The sequence below is a fragment of the Paenibacillus sp. GCM10027628 genome (assembly GCF_042676385.1).
In the GTDB taxonomy this organism is placed as follows: Bacteria; Bacillota; Bacilli; order Paenibacillales; family NBRC-103111; genus Paenibacillus_E.
Genome location: NZ_JBHTHA010000084.1, coordinates 1 through 19170 on the forward strand (window position 1 = coordinate 1; position 19170 = coordinate 19170).

Here is a 19170-nt window from a genome sequence, read left to right on the forward strand (position 1 = left end):
ACTTGTTTTTAGTGTATCTGAAGTGGATTAAAGTGTCCAAGTGGATTAGGGGGCTATATAGCTATTCCGTGTTAAAGTCGCATCCCGCAGCAAAATGTTCCTGCAGCCGCGCAGTTAAGACGGTTTTACCGTCTTAACAGTCTCGGGCCCTGCACAACAGGGACATTAAGGCGGTTTTTCCGCGCTAAAATCCCTTCCAACGCTGAATGCCAGATGGTCACGTATGTTCCCGCTATAGATATCAACGTTAACTTCGAATTCCTTTATAAATAAAAGTAATAACCTCTTTTTCTATAGGGTAATTGTTGTCTTCTGTTTGTCCGATGAGTACTTCGAGTACTCCGACTTTTGCGATGGAGGTCAAGTTCAAGCACCCAAGGACGAAGCGCACGGTGTTCGATATGGACTCATACTGAAAGATACCTTTTTCCCGGCCATTCTCCAAAATACTTTTTAATTTATCTGTTGAGGTTTTAATAAAGGCAATGATTTTGTCCGATCTTGTACTATTCATTGCCAGTTCTTGTCTTATGATTTGCGAAAGTTCTCGTTCCTGTTTATAAAAGGAAAGCATGACCTCAAGATAATTCTGCAGATCTAGCTTTGGATCCCCTGTCTCAGGAGAAAAAGGAAGTTTCTCTAGCGGTTCGTGAATAGGTTCATTACCGAACTGAAATAAGCTTGAAGTTAAGAGATTGACGTCTTCTAGATGAGGACGTCTTTTTTTGTTTGAACTTCGCAATCTTGCTATTATATTCGATAATCCTTACTTTTTGTTTTTATTGAGGTATATTATGATTACAAAAATTCAAATTGAAATAACATATTTAAACGCAAGGAGTAGAAGGATGGAGAAGACAATCAAAGAACAATTACTAGAGTTGGCGGATGAAGAGTATCAAAAGTTTTCCGCAGCTCTGATTCCGAATATCAATAACGTTTTGGGCGTTCGACTGCCCGAGCTGCGCAAGATGGCCAAAAAAATTGCCCGAGAAGATTGGCGCGCTTACCTCAGGCAAGCTGAAAGTCAGTACTTTGAAGAAATCATGCTGCAAGGCATGGTCATTGGTTATATAAAAACGGATATCGATGAAATTCTGCAAGTTGTGGCTGATTTTGTGCCCAAAATTGATAATTGGTCGGTATGCGACAGCTTTTGTACTGGGCTGAAATTCACAAAAACGAACCTGAAAAAAGTATGGGATTTCTTGCAGCCTTATCTCGTATCTGCTGAAGAATTTGAAATACGCTTTGCCGTGGTCATGCTACTCGATTATTACATGGAAGAAGAATACATGACTTCTCAGGTTTTAAAACAGCTGGATGGCATCAAGCATGAAGGATATTATGTCAAAATGGCGGTTGCATGGGCAATATCGATCTGTTACGTGAAGTTTCCCATGCCTACGATGACATACTTAAAGAGCAATTCACTTGACGACTTCACATTCAACAAAGCTTTGCAAAAAATAACGGAGTCTTACCGTGTGGATCAGGAAACCAAAAAGAGGATCCGCAGCATGAAACGAAAATAAAGCGTCTTCATTTATTTCGCATCGTGAAAGATAATACCTAAACTGTATCTTGTACCTGATGTAACTGTGCTTACACCATGCCGCAGTGTCGTTTTATAATAGCCGCGAGTTCCCAAAACAGGACGATGATTAGTTGGGAAAATCAGACCTTCCCCTTGATTCAAGGTGATGACATGTCCGCGGCTTTGCGCGCGAGGCCGCTGTTCTACCAATAGGAATTCCCCGCCCGTGAATGCTTCTTCTTTTTGATTGAGTGCGAATACGACCTGAAAGGGGAAGAATACTTTTCCATACAAATCCTGATGCAAACAATTGTATCCACCTGTTTCATATTTCAAGATCAATGGAGTTGGACGGTTCTGCCCCTCTTGATGACATTGATCGAGAAATTCCGCCAGTGTTGCCGGATAAGCAGCGGTGTGGCCTAGTTGTTCTAGCCAACGATTAGCTGTTATGGCAAGCTCCGGATACAATCCTTCGCGCAGCTGCTGCAGCAGAGCTGGAAGGGGAGCATTGTAATATTTGTATTCCCCGATCCCAAAACGGTATCGAGCCATGTCAATAGTCGTTCGAAAGTGGCTTTCGTCCTCATAAGTGCTGATGATTTGCTGACACTCCGTTTTGCTTAACAGATTAGGGAGTTTGGCATAGCCGTGCTCGTCCAGAGATTGCTGGATGAAATTCCAATCCACTTTAGCTGCGCTTAGCGCGAGACTCTTAAGCATGCTGTATGCCTCCTTTAATGCCGGCGACTTCAATGTTTCCGGGTTTAGTATAGTATAAACCCCAAAATAAGCTTTTGTACGTATTCTCGAATGTAACAGCAAGATTACGAAATTATTTTAACAACCGAAGTAAGAATTTGCTTATTGGTTGAAAAACAAATGTGATGAAGTCTAAAGGGTTTGGTATCTTTACTCGCAAGCTTTGAGCAATGCACAGTATTGTGCCAAGGAGTAGTAATAAACAAAAAACGATAAAATCTTTATACTTCTTTTTCTTTACAAGCGATGGGATTTCTATCGTTCCGATAGCAACAGATGCTAAAAGTATCCCGGCAATACCCCACATGTCATTCATTCCTTTGCTTTTTGTATGAGGGAATCATTTACGGTGCCCACACGACGAATCTTCACGTCTACATTTATGTGTACAGGTAATTCAAGGAAATGCTCCGTCCAATTGTCTTTGTTTTTATTCCAATATTTGGGGTCGGCGCGATAAATGGCTTCACCAAAACCGAAAATATCCACTTTATATTTTTTCGCTTTTTGAATGGCGGAATCAATAATGGCTTTTACCTCTTTTTGGGATGTTGTCTCCAACTGCTCTATGCTTGCAGGATCGAGCAGGTCGATATTGCATTGGACTTCACCCACATTATCTTCTAAAAAAACATGAACAAAGATCTGCGGTTCGCCGTTCTCCACTTTTCCTTTCATTTTCGTTTTGTTTCGTACGACTTCAAGTGCTAATATGCCTCCTGATGGACATGAAACATCTCCTATTGTGCTCTTAACATTGTTTACAATATAATTGTATCCCTTGCTTTCTTGTTCATTAAGCCAACCGACAAGTTTGTCGTTTTTAAAGATCGCTACGCCCGAATATTGTAAGGATGAATAAGGATCTGTTTTGCTCAAATTGCTCATTTGGTGGCCTTTTTTTGAATCACCCTTAATTTGTATGCCAGTTAATACTGGATCTTTTCCTTCCGTTTGCAGATCGGAGATTAAATTATCTAATCTTACTTTTACCGTAGGTGCCCAAATCTTTTCGGACATCTCTAAACTGGAATACAATTTATTTGCAGGGATTTTTTCGATAGGTGTGAGCGTTTTTAAGACATTCTCGGCCGTTGTTCCTCTTGCTATAACTACATAGAAATCGGTTCTCATTTCATGATTTCTTGAAATGCCATCTAGAATCGCAGTAATCCCATCTCGTGCCAATTCTTCACTAATCACAAGAATCCTAAGATGAGAAGAATACACTTTTCTTGGACTTTGAGTGGCAATTTTTCTTAATGCTTCAAAAATGGTTTTGGATGTCGCTTGAAAGGTGCTTACAGGTGTAGTTGCGCCAGTCCCGCCCCTTTTTGAAGCCACTTCACTGGGGTTAACAATTTGAATCGTCACTTGTACTTGATCACCCTTTTTATCAAAACCCATGCCAACCGAGATCGCAAGATCATTAAGCTCGCGCCGGCTCCAACATCCCGTGAGTAATAGAATCAATATGAACAAGACAACGAAAAACATGACAAATCTTTGCATTCAGAAGACTCCTTTATTCAGGGTCGAGTTTCAGGTTTATTCGAAGGAGCATTGTTTTCTCGAATGTTATTTTTTTGACTGATTAATCGAGGCCTTGCAAATAATGCCCATTGCGGCAAACGAAAAATGGTATCCTTCTGATCCTCTAAGATAAAAGGTGCCATTGGAGACATGTAGGGAACTCCAAAGGACCTTAAACTGCATAAATGAAGAACGATAGCGATAAGCCCCACAGTAACACCATACAAACCAAAGGAAGCCGCGACAATCATTAAAGCAAATCTCAAAATCCGTATCGTAATCCCCATGTTGAATGAAGGAATGACAAAATTGGATATGGCCGTGATTGCCACTACGATAACCATTGCAGGGGACACCAGGCCTGCTTCTACAGCGGCTTGACCAATGACTAATGCTCCGACAATGGAGACTGCTTGTCCGACTGTTTTCGGTAACCTCACACCAGCTTCACGAAGGATCTCAAAAGTTATTTCCATAACGACGGCTTCAATAAAAGCGGGGAAAGGGATCCCTTCTCGTTGAGCGGCTAAACTGATCAATAGAGAAGAGGGCAGTAGTTCCTGGTGAAAGGTAGTTATGGCAATATATAGGGATGGAGCCAACAAAGAAATGAAAAAACAGATGTAACGCAGAAAACGAAGAAGGGTTGCAAAATCGGCTCGTTGGTAATAATCTTCAGCAGATTGATAAAATTGAGTAAATAGAGCGGGAGCCATCAGGACAAAGGGAGTACCATCAACAAGAATAGCAATACGCCCTTCCATGATCCCTGCCGCGATAACATCAGGACGCTCCGAATTATACACGGTAGGGAAAGGGGTATAGGTCTCGTCTTGGATCAACTCTTCAATATTGTTACTTTCAAATATGGCATCTACATCGATACGCCCGAGCCGAGTTCTTGCTTCAACTACCAGTTTGTCACTCACAATTCCATTCAAATACATAATGGCGACTTCCGTTTTAGTCACACGCCCGATCGTCATGGATTCCAGCCAGAGGTTGGGATCTTTTATTTTACGCCTGATGAGTGCAGCATTGGTGCTTATTAACTCTGTAAACCCTTCCCGTGGTCCCCTTACCACGGATTGCGTAGTTGGTTCTTCGACGGAACGATGCTCTCCGCCTGGTGTGTTAGCGGCGAAACCCTGTGTGTTCCCATCCAGTAAAATAACCGTTAAACCGGATAAAACAGATTGATATAAGGTCTCAAAATCGGAAATATCACGGACTTGTCCGAGTGAACTTATTGAATTTCTTAAGGCATTTAACGAGAACTCACTGGCATCTACTTTTAGATTTTCTGTTATGAGGGATTGAATTGAAGTTGGACTAATCAGTCCATTTATGTAAATGATTCCGATTTGAATCGAGGTGGATTCATGAAGAAGGATGCGTTGAGTCATAATATCGTGGCTATATCCAAAGGCTTTCTTAATTTTATCGAAGTTTAGCTCCAGTGACTTCTCAAGAGGTTCCTTTGAGAGCGATACGTCATTTTGAGTGATCTGAGCGTCTGTTGATCTTGAGCGATTAAAGTTATTCAGAATAATTTTTTTGAGGAACCCCATGATATCGCCTCCTATTAAGAATGATCTTATTTCTTTTGTCTAGACTTTCGAAATGCGGTAACCCCTAGAATGAGTAGGGGATACAATAGCCCTAAAGTGAAGGCATAGGGGATAAAAGCTTTTGTATCAAATTCCGTCATATAAGCGACATTTGGATATACCACAAGTGAATACACATATAAAATCATCCCTAAAGGTAAAACGAGCGGACGGTAGTCTTCGATATTTAAAACTTGAGCGAGCCCCGTAACGAAACCATAAAAGTAAAAGGTTGTCTTGAAATAAACCGTTAGAAACCATATCCCCGCTATGAGAATCTCTACACGTTCCAAGAAATTACCGATGTTTATCATTTTGGCTAAAGCATAGCTTGGATACATATGTCTTTCTGACATTTGAGCTCCCAATACCGATATGCATAAAAAGGTGATGATTACGATACAACCTCCGCCAATTAAGGTACCAGTCAGAAAAGCTTTTTTTGCTTTAGGAAGATGATTGACACTTACTGGAAACAACATAAACAGCGATATGAAAGGAAGTGAAGCTGTACCGGCCACCGATAAGGTTGCTTTAATCAAAGGTTTTACCCCAACTGTGAACATGGGCAGCAGCTTTTCAATTCGAACTTCCGGTAAAATGCAAACGACCAAAATAATAAATAAAATAATGATCCAAGGAAAAAAAATCTCTGCCGCACGAACTAAGGTTTCAAGTCCAAGACGCACACCCATCACGACAACGATTGCAAAAATAATATTGACAGCTTGAATAGGCGTTTCGGGCATCACTTGTGTATTGACAAAATTGCCCATGTAGAACAAAACTGTAGCTGCTCCGATAAAAGAGAAGAAAATAAAAAATAGGGAGAGCAGTTTCCCAGGCCATTTTCCGAACAATTTTTCATTGTACTGGGCTATGGTCATATTGGGAAAACATTGACCAACCTTGTTGTATAAGCATACGATTAATAAATTTAAAACAACTCCCAAAACAGCAGCAATCCAAGCATCTTGTTTGGCATCAGCAGCAAGCCCTAAGGGAATAACCAAGATAGTAGTCCCAATCGTATAAATAATGACAAGTACGGCAAATTGACTGACTGATATTTTAATGTTGTTCAACATAAGCTCCTCTCCAAAGTTCCATTTTTTGATACTATTCCCATATTTCCGAAAAACCATCAACAGTTTAGAGGTCTAACATTCGAGGATGACGAATAGATAACCCAAATAATAAGTTAGGTGGTATGAATCATGAGAGTTCTTGTTACCGGTGCTGCCGGAAATGGTGGTCAAGCTGTATGCAGGGCATTAGTTCAAGCGGGTTATTCGGTCAGGATGGCAGACGTTATGCCTCCCCATGCGGACGATTTAAGAGAAATCGAATTCGTTAGGTGCGACACGAGAACTCCTGGTGATGTACGTCTAGCGGTACAAGGAATGGATGCGGTTGTTCACCTGGCAGCCTGGCATTGCGCACACAATCCACCCGTAAGCGATGAAACGATTTTTGCTGTAAATGTTGATGGTACATTCCATGTACTGGAAGCATGCAAGCAATCTGGGATTCAATCTATTGTATATGCGTCTTCAATGGCATACGGATGGGGATCGGTCTATGGAGTTAGTAAAGTTATCGGGGAAGATCTGTGCAGATCTTATCATGAAATGACCGGTGCATCGATAGCCGTGCTTCGTTATCATGAGTTCATACCTCGCCCTTACTTAGAGTTCGGAGCGATCTTGCTTCGCAATGGTGTGGATAGAAGGGACGTAGCTGCAGCTACAGTTGCCTCTGTCAAGGCAGTTTTGGAGAAGAGAGTGGGGCTTTTTCGTACAATTGTTCATACGAATCACGGTATGCCTACGGAAGTAATCCAAAACTTCAAAAAATATGGTCCGGAGTGGTGTGAGACCCATGTTCCGGGTGCTATGCAGCTTTTAAAGAAATACGAAATCGATTTGCCTGAGCAAGTGGAACAACATGACCTTTCTGAGGCTGAAAAGACCATTGATTGGAAACCGCGTTATGGCTTCGTGGAGTTTTTAAAAGACTTAAAAGCACGCGATGAAAAAGGGATCGATGTTACCCAATTGAAGGTGCCTTCAGAAATACCGGCAATGTGATATTGATAACGTCGTTATTCCATAATCCAGACTAATCAATCAAAAGGCCTGTGATCTGCTGATTTCATTATGAAATCAGCAGATCACAGGCCAATTATTTTTTACATCTCATGCTGAAAGTTTTAGTCTTGACCTTCTTCTACCTCTTCCAAGTTTGGCTTGGAAGGGAGACCATTAGCTTCACGGATCAGTGAGAAATATTGATCCGCTCGCACGATTTGATATTCCGGACCCAGGGAGTTTGTGATCTCGACGACGTCCGTTGGCGTCATGCTCCAGGCCAAGAGTCCCAGAGAGACAAACAGTGGTGATTTCCCGTCCCAATTCGCTTTTGCCCCAGCAAGAACATTCTTGCCGTCTTGAACGGAACCGATACCCTGAATGGTGGACTGCGGAAGACCGTTCTGTATTTGCAAGCCGGTATGGTTTTCCCAGCTCAGGAAGAGCCCTGGAACTTTATAGAATTTCTGATAAGCGGCAGCCTTGGAGTCGCTAAGAGGGACGTTTTCATTGGCTACCCGGTTCAGTACGTAAGGAATCGTCATTCCGGTTTTCTTGAGATACGAATACGTTTGTTTCAAGTAATCCGGGAACGTGGAATCCGGCCAAGGATTCGGATAAAAGTATCCGGCTCCGGACGGCCCTGCGATTAGCAGATCGTTAGTCGTCGCGGTCTTTTGATAATAATTTAGAATGGCAGGTGCACCGTCATAAAGCAGCGGACTTGAAGTCCAGTTGACCGGTACTTTACCGCGGTTCGGATCATCCCAGAGAATCCGCATCCGATGTTGATTGTATTGAAAGTTATCGCCTTCGCTGAAGGTGTAAGTAACATATATTTTGTTTTCCAGTTTGGGAGCCGCAAGTGGTTTGGCTTTGGCCGGCTTCACTCTGGTGCCGGAGAAAACGGTCATGTTGCTGAACCAATCCGCCGCCAGAACATAGACGCTGTGACTGGATGTAATTTCGACGGAACTAAATTCTCCCTGCACGTCATTGCTGAACCACCCCAGATAAGGCGAACCGGGCTCGACGTCGGATAAGATCTTTTCGAAAAGCGCTTTTTGTTCCGGTATGTTTGAGTCCAACCAGAAGACCATGGCTTTATTCGCAACGGCATAATCGCGGAGATAGCCATACGGTTCCTTCTGCTCTGAGGAAGGCGGCTGCACATTGCCGGCGGAAACCTTGTACTCGTTCCACATGTCGACGGAAACAGTGATTTGCTTCGTGCCAGCTGGCGGGGTGAACTTATAAACGAAGTATCTGTCGTTGTCGGCAAACCGGTGTCCGCCATTTCCGGAGGATACTTGAGAATTCTGCCTATCATATAAATACGGTTCTTCTTGGGCTGTACCCGGAATGAATTGCGCGATCACCTGTCCGTCTGCTTTCACGGTCACCTGATGAACGGCGGGACCCCAGCCGTCTTGCGGGAAAGCATCGTCGAAGCGAAGATACACGGATTCTTTGCCAAGAAAAGAAGATAAATCAAAGTCGTATATTTTCCGATTTTTCGCGTTACGTTCCTGCGTTGTTTCTTGCGCAATCGTTTGGAAAGAGGCGGGAAGGCCGGGCGGGATCTTGACTGACGTATTCGGGCTTAAGCCAATCAACATCCGGTGCGTCGTTTGGTTCCAAAGATGATTATACTGCCACGTATAGGCGTCCAAACGATCCTGGAATTTTCCCTGGAGATCTTCGATCACCTTCAGGTTATACGGAGCCGCTTTCAATTGCTCCGCCAACTGCGGGCTTGCAACAACGCCGTCTTTCAGCCCCGCAAGAGTGGTTGCCACGTTGATGGAGTCCTGAACCTTAGGATCATAAACGATAATCCCTTTGATTTCGTTGACGTATTTCTTCACGATATCCCAGTAATCGCTTTGAACATTGTAAGGGACCTGCAAATCGTCCAGCCATGTCGTTTTGCCCTCTTCTTTATTCTCGAGCAGATAGATTCGTGGTTGCTCGCGGTTTACGATTCCCTGCAGGGTGGCCAGAAGCAGTTTGATATCCCCGGGCGCGTCATAGACATCAGCAACATCCAAATGCTCCGCTTTAGCAAAGGTTGGAAGTTCCTGATGCTTGGGCCAAGTAACAGAACCTGAATGCTGATTTGAATCTGAGGAGGCAAATACATTAAACGATAAGGATAGCGTAAATAAAATAACCATACAATTGACTGTTAACTTACGAATCACGGTTAAGCACCTCATCTCATCATGATATGGTGAAACTATCGCTTTTTAGCCTTCCTTAATCATCACCACCTTGCATAACTTATTTAACATATAAAACATATTAAATATATTCATTTATGTCAATTGATTCGACAAAACATCTGATTAAATCACATTTTTTTAATGGTTTTGGATTGTATTCATTCGATTTTCCGATTCATTGACATCAATTCGTTGGTTTTCAAAGTTATATATATGTCGTATATAACAAATGAACATGAATACCATGGCCGGCATCTTTATGAAAACCCAATTTAACTTGAATTGGGTTTTTTGTTCGTTTTATAGGGAGTGTAAGTTTCAGGGAAGGACGTATGGCTCACCTTTCTAAACGAGTTCGCCTATATGGGACGCAGATCGATGCCTTACTGATGTTTTTCATCGTTGCGGACGTAAGAGAAAATGGAATCGAGTGGAATAGCGATGTTTTCCATCGTTGCAGACGGAAGATAAAACTGAATCGAGTCCAGAGTAATGTTTTCCATCGTTAGTAGTCTGAAGTGGGCAGATGTCACATCTAAGATGCAAAAAGACTGTTTTGCCCGTGAGATGGCAAATTCTTTCATTTTAAAAATATGGATTGAAATTTATGTAACTCTTAGTTATAATACAAGACATAACAATTAAAAACGCTTTCAGAGAAAGGAGGTGAAGCAAATGAAAGTTGCAGGAATGAATATTACGTATAGATATGTTCCTTTCCAGCATTTTTTGGATACCATGAGTTATATTGGGGTTGACCATATTGAACTATGGGCTGGCGAGCCACATTTATATGTTTATCGAAACATACTTGGTAATCTAAGAAACATTAGAAAGCAAATTAGGTCTAGAAACATGAAGATCGTTTGTTACACGCCAGAACAATGTATATATCCTTACAATATTGCTGCCTCAGAACCACATTGGAGACAAAAAAGCATCGATTATTTTATTGAAAATCTATATGCTGCCCTGGAGCTAGAGACCGATACGATGCTCATTACTTCCGGAATAGGAGACTTCACTATCTCTCAAGATGAATCATGGAAGTATGCGAGTGACTCCATCTTTCAGTTATCAAAAGTGGCCGAAAGAGAAGGTGTGACCCTTGCGCTAGAACCGCTAACCAAATTCGAATCGAATCTCATTACCGACTCTAAAGGGCTGAAGAGCATGTTAGAGGAAATCCAATCTCCTTCCTTAAAAGGAATGATTGATACTGTAGCGATGCATTTGGCAGGAGAAACACCCGAAGATTACTTTGCCATTCTTCCAGAGGTGTGCCATTTTCACCTGGTCGATGGAGACGGGGAATCCGATGCGCATCTGGCATTAGATGATGGGGTTCTGAAATGGAGGGAATACCTGAGAAGTTTGCAAAACCTTAGCTACCAGGGAACTTGTACGCTAGAGATTATGGGCTCTAATTATTATCAAAAACCGCAGGATGCACTTCTGAAATCGATCGGGAAAATAAGGGAATTGGGTGTCTTATCATCTTAATTTGGAGGAATTCTCTATGAGTAATGACACACTTACACGAAAATTGGGCTTCTGGTCGGCCCTGGCCATCGCTGTTGGAACGACGGTAGGTTCCGGGATTTTTGTCTCATCTGGTGATGTAGCAAGAGCAGCGGGTATACCCTCAATTTCAATACTGGCCTGGATCATTGGTGGAATCATTGCAATTCCGCAAGTGATGGTGCTGGCTGAACTATCGACTGCATACCCCCAAAATGGAAGCGGTTACGTATACTTAAATAAAGCGGGATGGAGACCTTTAGCTTTTCTATACGGATGGGCTACGTTCTGGGCGTTAGATCCACCATCCATTTCGATTATGGCTCTTGCTATTGTTTCTTATCTGGCGAGTTTCTTTCCTTTCTTCTCCGGAATAGCCGGGAAACTGTTAGGTATCGCAATAATTTTGATCATTACTTCAATTCATTACCGCAGTGTGAAAGAAGGCGGCCGTTTTCAAATCATAATTACGGCCATTAAAATTATTCCTTTCCTGATTGTCATTGTGCTTGGCCTGATGTACATGAATCTCGACAATTTCGCGTTTACGCCTGCGCCGGGGGCTGAGAAAACAAGCTTGATCGGCGGCGTATCTGCTACTACCTGGGCTTATACGGGGATGGCTGCCATTTGTTTTATGGCGGGAGAATTCAAAAACCCCGGCAAAATACTTCCCAAGGCACTAATCAGTTCCGTCATGATCGTATTGGCGTTGTACACGCTGCTTGCGGTTTGCATCACAGGTTTGATGCCGTTCGATAAATTAATGGGCTCAAGCGCAGCTGTTTCCGATGCAGTCAAATATATTCCAGGACTATCCGGCTTTGCATCATCGTTTGTAGCTATTACGGCTATTATTGTCATCCTGGGTTCCTTGAGCTCTTGCATTATGTTTCAGCCTCGCTTGGAGTATGCAATGGCAAAGGACGGCTTATTTTTCCAGCGGTTTGCGAAAGTCCATCCCAAATTTGAAACGCCAAGCTTCTCCATCATCGCTCAGGTTACGTTTGCCTGTCTTCTAGTGTTCTTTAGTAATTTAACAGAGTTGCTTGGCTATTTCACCCTCATTCAATTAGTTATTAATATTTTGGATTTTGCTGCGGTCTATAAGTGTCGGAAAAGAGATGACTACAATCCGATTTATCGGATGCCCATGTGGAAAGTCACGACGATTTTAGCTATTCTTGGGGCGGCGTGGCTCGCATGGGGAACATTTACTTGGGCTCCGGTACAAGGAATGGTTGCAGCCTTAATTGTCATTGCTACGGGTCTGCCAGTTTACTACTACTGGGAAAAGAAATATGGATCAAAAAGCGATCATAGCAGTAAATTAGAAGCTTAGTCTTGAATAAATTGTAATGTTAAAATATAATACAAGACATAACAAATAAAAAGAGATATTGGAGTACAACGCTCCGATATGTGGAGGGAATGCAGATGTTACATTTTGATGAAGAGTTATTTCTTAAGCTTGTTGAAAAAGAAGGTCTTGCTTTCAGAGGACAGATCGAAGAAATGGTGGATGGAATCGCCAAAAGAGGGTACAGTAATATTTTTCTGATTGGCGCCGGCGGTACGATTGCCATGATGTATCCTTATGAATATATACTGAAATCCAACTCCACCATCGATGTGCATGCAGCCATCGCCGCTGAATTCATGGTGATGAATAATAGGCATTTCAGCAAAGATTCCGTTTGCATTTTCACGTCCGTGTCCGGAACCACTCAAGAAACCGTTGCGGCGGCACAATTTTGTAAGGAAAGAGGAGCTACTACCATCGCGCTGGTTGCAGAGCCCAATACACCGTTAACGCAAATTGTAGACCATTGCATCACGACCGGTTCAGAGAAACATTCGTTTGACACGTTCTTTATGCTGCTGTATATGGTTGTCTTCCGCTTCATGTATAACAACAATGAATTTCCGCAATACGAGCAATTCGTGAAGGAAGTTTCTCTGCTTCCGCGAGCCATTCTTCAAGCGGTCAAATCCTTCGACAAAAAAGCGGAGGAATTCGCGATTAAGCATAAAGATACCGGTTACCACATGATGGTTGGTTCCGGCAATTTATGGGGAAATACGTATTCATACGCGATGTGCATTTTAGAAGAGATGCAATGGATTCATGCCAAATCGATTCACGCGGCAGAATTTTTCCACGGCACGCTTGAGCTTGTTTTAGAGGATACAAGTGTGATTTTATTAAAAGGCGAAGATGAAACAAGACCTCTCGTAGATCGGGTTGAGAGATTTGCGGAGAAGATTACGAAACAGCTGACTGTCATTGATACGAAAGACTTCGAAATGGAAGGCATCAGCGAAACTTTTAGAAAACATTTTGCCGTTAGCTTGAATTGGTCCTTACTGAGTCGAATCAGCGTCTACCTAGAGCGCGAAAGAAATCATCCATTAACGCTTAGAAGATACTATCGTCAAATGGAATATTAAGATGATGTGGGGCACTACGACACTGTAGTGCTCATTCTTTATCAGGAGGCGAAGGCAAATGAAAATTGTTACAGTCGGAGATAACTGCATGGATGTCTATCAAGCAAGCGGCAAAGCGTATCCCGGTGGTAATCCTGTTAATGTGGCGGTCTATTTAAAAGGGCTGGGTGCCGAAACCGCTTATTTGGGGTGGGTCGGTTCCGATCCTTATGGGGAAATCATGATTCAAGCGATCCGGGAGAAGGGGGTGGATACATCCCGCATTTCGAGAAAAGAGGGGAAAACAGCTGTTACCTATGTAGAGATGGTAGGGAACGACAGGAAATTCGGGGATTACGACGAAGGTGTCATGGCGCAATTCTCCTTAACGGCGGATGAGTTCCGTTTTGTTCAAAACTATCAACTTATCCATTCAGGGATTTGGGGTCATGCGGATCCGTACTTCCCCCTTTGCAAAGAAAAGGGATTGCTCACCTCGTTTGACTTCTCAGATCAGTTGAATGACGATCTCGTAAATAGCTTATCGCCATTCGTCGATTACCCGTTCTTCTCTTATACGAAGGATGATGAATATATCCGGCAATTTTTGAGAGATGTAAAGCGGCGCGGTTCTAAAATTGCCGTGGCTACCTTAGGTGAAAATGGATCGCTTGCCTACGATGGAGAACAGTTTTATCCATGCAGCGTAGTTGAAGTGAACGTAGTGGATACGATGGGAGCAGGCGATTCGTTCATCGCAGGTTTTATTTATGGCCTATTGGATGGTCGCCCTATTGATAAATGTTTGGAACTAGGTACGGACACTGCAGCCCGAACAATCGGGTATTTCGGCGCATGGTGACTCGAATGGTCCATCAATGTATAATACATACTATATAACATTGATGGATAAGGATGAATGTCTTATGAATTTAAATCCTTCAACGCCCCAGCCGCTGTACATGCAGATCCGGCAGATGTTGAAAAATGATATTCAGCACGGAACCTATAAACCCGATGAACAGATCCCAACCGAAGCGGAACTTTGTGAAATTTATAACGTAAGCCGTATTACGATCCGAAAAGCAGTTGAGGAATTAGTGAATGAAGGGACTCTGACACGCATTCCCCGTAGAGGAACATTTGTTACATCCAACAAGTTCCATAATGAATTATTATCTGTTAGCGGATTCTCAGAGTTTAGTCATCAACTAGGCATGATCCCCAACTCCCGGATTTTAAGAAGCGAGGTTATACAAGCGCCTGCGGACGTTGCCGGTCATCTTCAAATTGAGGAAGGAAGCCGCGTATTGGAGCTGGAACGACTCATGTATGTCAATGATCGCCCGCTTTTTTACGATATCGCTCATTATTCGCTCACCCGGTTTCCTGATTTGGAAAAGAAAATCGCCATGAACGAATCTACGTATAAAACCCTTTCGGAGGATTATCATACGGAAATCGTGAGCAATGATAAGATTATCGAAGTGATCGGTGCGACAAAGGACTACGCGAAACTGCTGGAATGCGATATCGGAGCCAATCTATTTAGAATTTTGAAAATTGCCTTCGATGCAAAAGACGAGCCTGTGCATCTTTCTACCTTTATGTGTGAAACGAACAAGGTTAATCTCACTGTTCATAGAGCCAAATAAGTCCTGCCGATGATGAAATAACAATAACGGAGCTGCTCATGTTTGCGGGCTCCGTTTTTTGGCTTTTCAGGAATCTAAGCATTATGAGTTTCGGGCCTGGGAGAGCGCATCTTGTATGGCATCTTTAAATGCTTGTGTGCTATACGTCGCACCTGATACATTTTGCACTTGCGCACTTTGTTTCTGTACCGCTTCTTGTGGCAAATGGACTACGTCATCTTCTGAATAATGCATGGCAAAATGACTGATTTCAACATCTGTTATTTTATCACTTTTAACTGTTACTGCTACCTGAATCGATCCACGTCGATTAGTGCCTGTCCCCTTAAATACACCATCTTTATAAAGTCTTTTTGGTTGGCTGCTTTCAGTTTGCGTGTTGACTTGTGCTTGTTGTTGTGGTTGGCTGCTTTTAGGTTGCGATTTGACTTGTGCTTGTTGTTGTGGTTGGCTGCTTTTAGGTTGCGATTTAACTTGTACTTGTTGTTGCAGTTGCTGTATCGTCGCCTGTGTTTCTGTTGCGAAATATCCAGCGGTATAAATCGCTCCAATGGCTGTTGAACAAAGGAAGACCCACTTTTTGTTCATTTTTGCCATATCAATCCCTCCAATGTAAAGCTTCATCGATAGTTTCATTATAAGGAACGAACATTTAAATTTTCTTAAAACTCACTTGGTATGTGGTGCATCTTTGAAGCGACGCTATTATGGCTGAAAAGTGTAAAAAATCACTTTTGGGTGTAAATACTTTACCCACTCATTCTTACTACAATAAATTTGTAGTTCAACATTAATGAGGAGGATTCATCCATGAATCAGAAAAGAAAAGTTTTGGGGTCACTTGTATCAGCTGCTGTCATGCTTACATTGATTGCCGGATGCGGAGCTAAAACGGTAAGTGAAACACCAGCTGCGGGAACACAGGCTCCTGCACAACCAAAGAAGCGGCGGCAACACCGGCAGACAAAGGTGCAGCTGGCGGCAAAATCGTCGTAGGATTTTCTCAGATCGGTGCAGAAAGCGGATGGCGCGGAGCCGAAACACAATCGATCCAAGATACGGCGAAAAACGATCCAAGTATCGAGTTAAAATTTTCCGATGCCCAGCAAAAACAAGAAAACCAGATTAAAGCCATTCGCTCCTTTATCGCTCAAAAAGTCGATGTTATTGCCATGGCGCCGGTTGTGGAAACTGGCTGGGAAGCTGTTCTGAACGAAGCGAAGCAAGCTAAGATCCCAGTCATTTTAGTAGACCGCAACATTGATAAGAAGAATGCGGATCTTTACACCTCTTTCATCGGCTCCGATTTCATTCTGGAAGGTCAAAATGCAGCCAAAAATCTCGCTGATCTCATTGGTAAAGATAAAAAAGCGAATATTGTTGAGCTGGAAGGAACTGTAGGTGCAAGTGCGGCAACGGACCGTAAAAAAGGGTTTGAAGATGAAATTAAAAATTACCCTGGCTTCAAAATTGTGAAAACGGGTAACGGCGACTTTAACCGTGCAACATTTGGCTGCGGGAAAAGAAATTCCCGTGAACATTATTACAGAAGAAGGTGTTTTTTCGCAAGAAAGCGCTAAACGTATCATTGCAACAAGAAATTATTGATACCTCAGAGAGAGCTTGGCCTGAATGCTCAGGTCAGGCTCTTCTATTAAGATTGTGCATCAAGCGTAACAACGTCTACCTTTTCGTGACAGTAAAATGGAGGAAACTCGGAGATCCGCATAAAACCGTAAGATCGTTTACCTAATGTATGCAGATTGTAGGTTTTGTCGCTGGGTGCTGATCATTACAATATTACATGTAAGCCCTTACATGGCTAGTCTACTGTAAGCGCTGACTTTAATGTTGGGCAAGTAAGGAATGATGAAGGTCGGGAGGAGGGACGACGAGTAAAGACCGCCGCTTAGAGCTTTTTCAATTGAAAACATTTATACGCTTGGAGGGACATGTTATGTTCAAAAAGACCTTCGCAACCATGGCTGCACTGATTTGCTTTGTTCTGTTGATGGGTGCAGTTCCGGCTTTCGCCGCGAACGGCCCGATTACTTGGGGATCCACATCAACGGTCACGAACATTAATACCTTTACGGACGCGGGACCAGATGCTCGTGGCATAAGCCCCGGTACATTCGGTTCCGAATATCCACGTATGATTAAGCTTGCGAATGGTGATTGGCTTGCTGTCGCCACGATCTATGATAATAATGGCTACACCAAGGTTTCATGGGGAGGTACACGTTTGCAGGTATTCCGCAGCACGGACAACTGCCGGACGTGGAGCTTGGCGGCCACGCTCTGGGAGGATGGACGCGATCTGGATAATGGTCAGCTCATCCAGCTGCCGAGTGGCGACATTTTACTTGCCATGCGATCCGTTCGTTGGCAAGAGTCGTACCAATTGAAAGTTTATAAGAGCACGAACGGCGGATCGAATTGGACCTATTTGAGCATGATTGATCAGAATAACGGTACACCGGGATCTCTTGGTAACCCTGACAAAGGGGTCTACGAGCCGCATATGGCATTCCTGGACGACGGATCTCTTGCTGTGATGTACGCCAATGAGAAGCATGTGACGGAGAATCCATCCTACAGTCAAATTATTTCCGAGAAAATATCAACCAACGGCGGCGCGAGCTGGGGGAACGAAATTTATGTGGCATGGGATCCGAGCAATGCCGCAGCGCGTCCAGGGATGCCGGTCTGGACGAAGATGACGAATGGACAGTATATCGTAACCTTTGAAGTGTGCGGCACGCAAAGCTGCAATATTTTTTATAAAAAGAACAGTGACGGCAAAACGTGGGCTAGCGGAATTGGGACCAAAGTATCGACCAACCAGCAGGGCGGGCCGTATATCGTTTCATTGACAGACGGTAGACTCGTGCTAAGCTCGAATTCGAATGTCATTTCAATCAGTAATGATTACGGCAGCACTTGGTATAATAACGATGTGTCTCCATTCGGCAATACGTTATGGGGAGCGATCTATCAGACCGCCTCGAATGAAATTGCCGTGATTGACTCCGTGAACCGCAGCGTCGGCGGGCACAACATTCAGGTGCGTTTCGGTTCGCTGACCAACGCGTATTCCAACGATTTTTCCGTAAACGATAGTGGTTGGGTTCATTATGGCGGAACCTGGAATGTGGGCAGCGGCACTTATAACCTGACTTCGACCAGTGCGGATAAATCGATTCTGACGCCGTACCCGTCTGGCCGCAACTATATACTTGAAGGGGATATTAAACTGAATAACGCCGGGCAGGGCAGTCTGATCTTCAACGTTACCAATCCATCAACCGGAACGGACGGTCTTCAAGGCTATGGTGCGGGGATTGATTCGACAGGCTTGATCTGGCTGGGGCGTTTCAATAACAGCTGGACGCTGCTGAACTCAGTCAACACACCGATAGCTACCAATACTTGGTATCATATGAGAATTGTCGTCAACAACGGGAATATCCTCGTGTACGTCGGCGACATGACGACTCCGAAAATCAGTTATACCGATACAACCTATACGAACGGTACGATTGGCGTTCGTGGGGGATTCAACAATAGCGTAAGCTTTGATAATATCACACTGAATTAATTGTTTTACGTAGAGCGGAGCCTTCGAGCTCTGTATAGAGTGCCGAGAAAGTCCTGAGGACTTCTCGGCACTTTAATTTTTTTTGGCGGGTCTTAACAGTCGGCATCTCGATTGGAATTTTCTGAGTGAAGGGGATAGTGTCCATAAGGCCTGGAAAAAAGAACTAGGAAGCCGCCCGGACGACAAACCGATCTTAGTATTCACCC

The 19170-nt window shown here is 43.3% G+C and carries 16 protein-coding genes; 10 read left to right on the forward strand and 6 right to left on the reverse strand.

Annotated features, from left to right (window positions below; all coding sequences use genetic code 11):
- Positions 1 to 848 precede the first annotated feature (848 nt).
- Positions 849 to 1535 (forward strand): DNA alkylation repair protein, encoded by a 687-nt coding sequence (locus ACFQZT_RS33235; protein ID WP_379307421.1) that lies wholly within the window; start codon positions 849 to 851, stop codon positions 1533 to 1535.
- Between the two features lie 11 nt (positions 1536 to 1546).
- On the opposite strand, the gene ACFQZT_RS33240 is transcribed toward ACFQZT_RS33235, so the two are convergent.
- The 4 genes from ACFQZT_RS33240 to ACFQZT_RS33255 form a co-directional block, all read right to left on the reverse strand.
- Positions 1547 to 2260, reverse strand: coding sequence for a 2OG-Fe(II) oxygenase (locus ACFQZT_RS33240; RefSeq protein ID WP_379307423.1), 714 nt, complete (start codon positions 2258 to 2260; stop codon positions 1547 to 1549).
- 351 nt (positions 2261 to 2611) lie between these two features.
- Entirely contained in the window at positions 2612 to 3811 is a 1200-nt protein-coding gene (locus ACFQZT_RS33245) for a Ger(x)C family spore germination protein (protein WP_379307425.1), read from the reverse strand.
- A gap of 17 nt (positions 3812 to 3828) precedes the next feature.
- Complete coding sequence (locus tag ACFQZT_RS33250; RefSeq protein ID WP_379307427.1) at positions 3829 to 5403, reverse strand: spore germination protein; 1575 nt, start codon at positions 5401 to 5403, stop codon at positions 3829 to 3831.
- 26 nt (positions 5404 to 5429) lie between these two features.
- Positions 5430 to 6530 (reverse strand): GerAB/ArcD/ProY family transporter, encoded by a 1101-nt coding sequence (locus ACFQZT_RS33255; RefSeq protein WP_379307429.1) that lies wholly within the window; start codon positions 6528 to 6530, stop codon positions 5430 to 5432.
- A 129-nt stretch (positions 6531 to 6659) separates the two neighbouring features.
- Here ACFQZT_RS33255 and ACFQZT_RS33260 point away from each other — a divergent pair, with 129 nt between their 5' ends.
- Positions 6660 to 7532 carry an NAD-dependent epimerase/dehydratase family protein gene (locus ACFQZT_RS33260; RefSeq protein WP_379307430.1) on the forward strand — a complete coding sequence of 291 codons (873 nt, stop codon included), beginning with the start codon at positions 6660 to 6662 and terminating at the stop codon, positions 7530 to 7532.
- Positions 7533 to 7654: 122 nt separating this feature from the next.
- Here ACFQZT_RS33260 and ACFQZT_RS33265 read toward each other — a convergent pair whose 3' ends face one another.
- On the reverse strand, positions 7655 to 9736 hold the full coding sequence (locus ACFQZT_RS33265; RefSeq protein WP_379307432.1) for a GxGYxYP domain-containing protein: 2082 nt from the start codon (positions 9734 to 9736) through the stop codon (positions 7655 to 7657).
- A gap of 696 nt (positions 9737 to 10432) precedes the next feature.
- On the opposite strand from ACFQZT_RS33265, the gene ACFQZT_RS33270 reads away from it, so the two are divergent.
- From ACFQZT_RS33270 to ACFQZT_RS33290, 5 genes are all read left to right on the forward strand, one after another.
- Entirely contained in the window at positions 10433 to 11260 is an 828-nt protein-coding gene (locus ACFQZT_RS33270; protein WP_379307434.1) for a TIM barrel protein, read from the forward strand.
- Positions 11261 to 11276: 16 nt separating this feature from the next.
- Positions 11277 to 12620 carry an amino acid permease gene (locus tag ACFQZT_RS33275; protein WP_379307436.1) on the forward strand — a complete coding sequence of 448 codons (1344 nt, stop codon included), beginning with the start codon at positions 11277 to 11279 and terminating at the stop codon, positions 12618 to 12620.
- A gap of 95 nt (positions 12621 to 12715) precedes the next feature.
- Positions 12716 to 13729: an SIS domain-containing protein gene (locus tag ACFQZT_RS33280; protein WP_379307438.1), complete on the forward strand. Its 1014-nt coding sequence runs from the start codon at positions 12716 to 12718 to the stop codon at positions 13727 to 13729.
- Positions 13730 to 13787: 58 nt separating this feature from the next.
- A complete protein-coding gene (gene frlD / locus ACFQZT_RS33285) occupies positions 13788 to 14570 on the forward strand; it encodes a fructoselysine 6-kinase (RefSeq protein WP_379307440.1) in 783 nt (260 codons plus the stop codon).
- 64 nt (positions 14571 to 14634) lie between these two features.
- A complete protein-coding gene (locus ACFQZT_RS33290; RefSeq protein WP_379307441.1) occupies positions 14635 to 15363 on the forward strand; it encodes a GntR family transcriptional regulator in 729 nt (242 codons plus the stop codon).
- A gap of 81 nt (positions 15364 to 15444) precedes the next feature.
- Here ACFQZT_RS33290 and ACFQZT_RS33295 read toward each other — a convergent pair whose 3' ends face one another.
- Positions 15445 to 15960, reverse strand: a complete 516-nt coding sequence (locus ACFQZT_RS33295) for an FMN-binding protein (protein ID WP_379307443.1) — start codon at positions 15958 to 15960, stop codon at positions 15445 to 15447.
- A gap of 213 nt (positions 15961 to 16173) precedes the next feature.
- Between ACFQZT_RS33295 and ACFQZT_RS33300 the strand changes: the two genes are divergently transcribed.
- The 3 genes from ACFQZT_RS33300 (at position 16174) to ACFQZT_RS33310 (ending at position 18964) form a co-directional block, all read left to right on the forward strand.
- Positions 16174 to 16359, forward strand: a complete 186-nt coding sequence (locus ACFQZT_RS33300) for a hypothetical protein (RefSeq protein ID WP_379307445.1) — start codon at positions 16174 to 16176, stop codon at positions 16357 to 16359.
- 11 nt (positions 16360 to 16370) lie between these two features.
- Positions 16371 to 16943, forward strand: a complete 573-nt coding sequence (locus ACFQZT_RS33305; RefSeq protein ID WP_379307505.1) for a substrate-binding domain-containing protein — start codon at positions 16371 to 16373, stop codon at positions 16941 to 16943.
- Between the two features lie 377 nt (positions 16944 to 17320).
- Entirely contained in the window at positions 17321 to 18964 is a 1644-nt protein-coding gene (locus tag ACFQZT_RS33310) for a 3-keto-alpha-glucoside-1,2-lyase-like domain-containing protein (RefSeq protein WP_379307447.1), read from the forward strand.
- The last annotated feature ends 206 nt before the right edge of the window (positions 18965 to 19170 follow it).

Excerpts from the sequence above, each read along its gene's own strand:
- ACFQZT_RS33240 (WP_379307423.1), bottom strand. The coding sequence starts at position 2,260 with ATGCTTAAGAGTCTCGCGCTAAGCGCAGCTAAAGTGGATTGGAATTTC.
- ACFQZT_RS33235 (WP_379307421.1), top strand. The coding sequence starts at position 849 with ATGGAGAAGACAATCAAAGAACAATTACTAGAGTTGGCGGATGAAGAG.
- ACFQZT_RS33245 (WP_379307425.1), bottom strand. The coding sequence starts at position 3,811 with ATGCAAAGATTTGTCATGTTTTTCGTTGTCTTGTTCATATTGATTCTA.
- ACFQZT_RS33310 (WP_379307447.1), top strand. The coding sequence starts at position 17,321 with ATGTTCAAAAAGACCTTCGCAACCATGGCTGCACTGATTTGCTTTGTT.
- ACFQZT_RS33260 (WP_379307430.1), top strand. The coding sequence starts at position 6,660 with ATGAGAGTTCTTGTTACCGGTGCTGCCGGAAATGGTGGTCAAGCTGTA.
- ACFQZT_RS33250 (WP_379307427.1), bottom strand. The coding sequence starts at position 5,403 with ATGGGGTTCCTCAAAAAAATTATTCTGAATAACTTTAATCGCTCAAGA.
- ACFQZT_RS33280 (WP_379307438.1), top strand. The coding sequence starts at position 12,716 with ATGTTACATTTTGATGAAGAGTTATTTCTTAAGCTTGTTGAAAAAGAA.
- ACFQZT_RS33255 (WP_379307429.1), bottom strand. The coding sequence starts at position 6,530 with ATGTTGAACAACATTAAAATATCAGTCAGTCAATTTGCCGTACTTGTC.
- ACFQZT_RS33270 (WP_379307434.1), top strand. The coding sequence starts at position 10,433 with ATGAAAGTTGCAGGAATGAATATTACGTATAGATATGTTCCTTTCCAG.
- frlD (WP_379307440.1), top strand. The coding sequence starts at position 13,788 with ATGAAAATTGTTACAGTCGGAGATAACTGCATGGATGTCTATCAAGCA.
- ACFQZT_RS33275 (WP_379307436.1), top strand. The coding sequence starts at position 11,277 with ATGAGTAATGACACACTTACACGAAAATTGGGCTTCTGGTCGGCCCTG.
- ACFQZT_RS33300 (WP_379307445.1), top strand. The coding sequence starts at position 16,174 with ATGAATCAGAAAAGAAAAGTTTTGGGGTCACTTGTATCAGCTGCTGTC.
- ACFQZT_RS33295 (WP_379307443.1), bottom strand. The coding sequence starts at position 15,960 with ATGGCAAAAATGAACAAAAAGTGGGTCTTCCTTTGTTCAACAGCCATT.
- ACFQZT_RS33290 (WP_379307441.1), top strand. The coding sequence starts at position 14,635 with ATGAATTTAAATCCTTCAACGCCCCAGCCGCTGTACATGCAGATCCGG.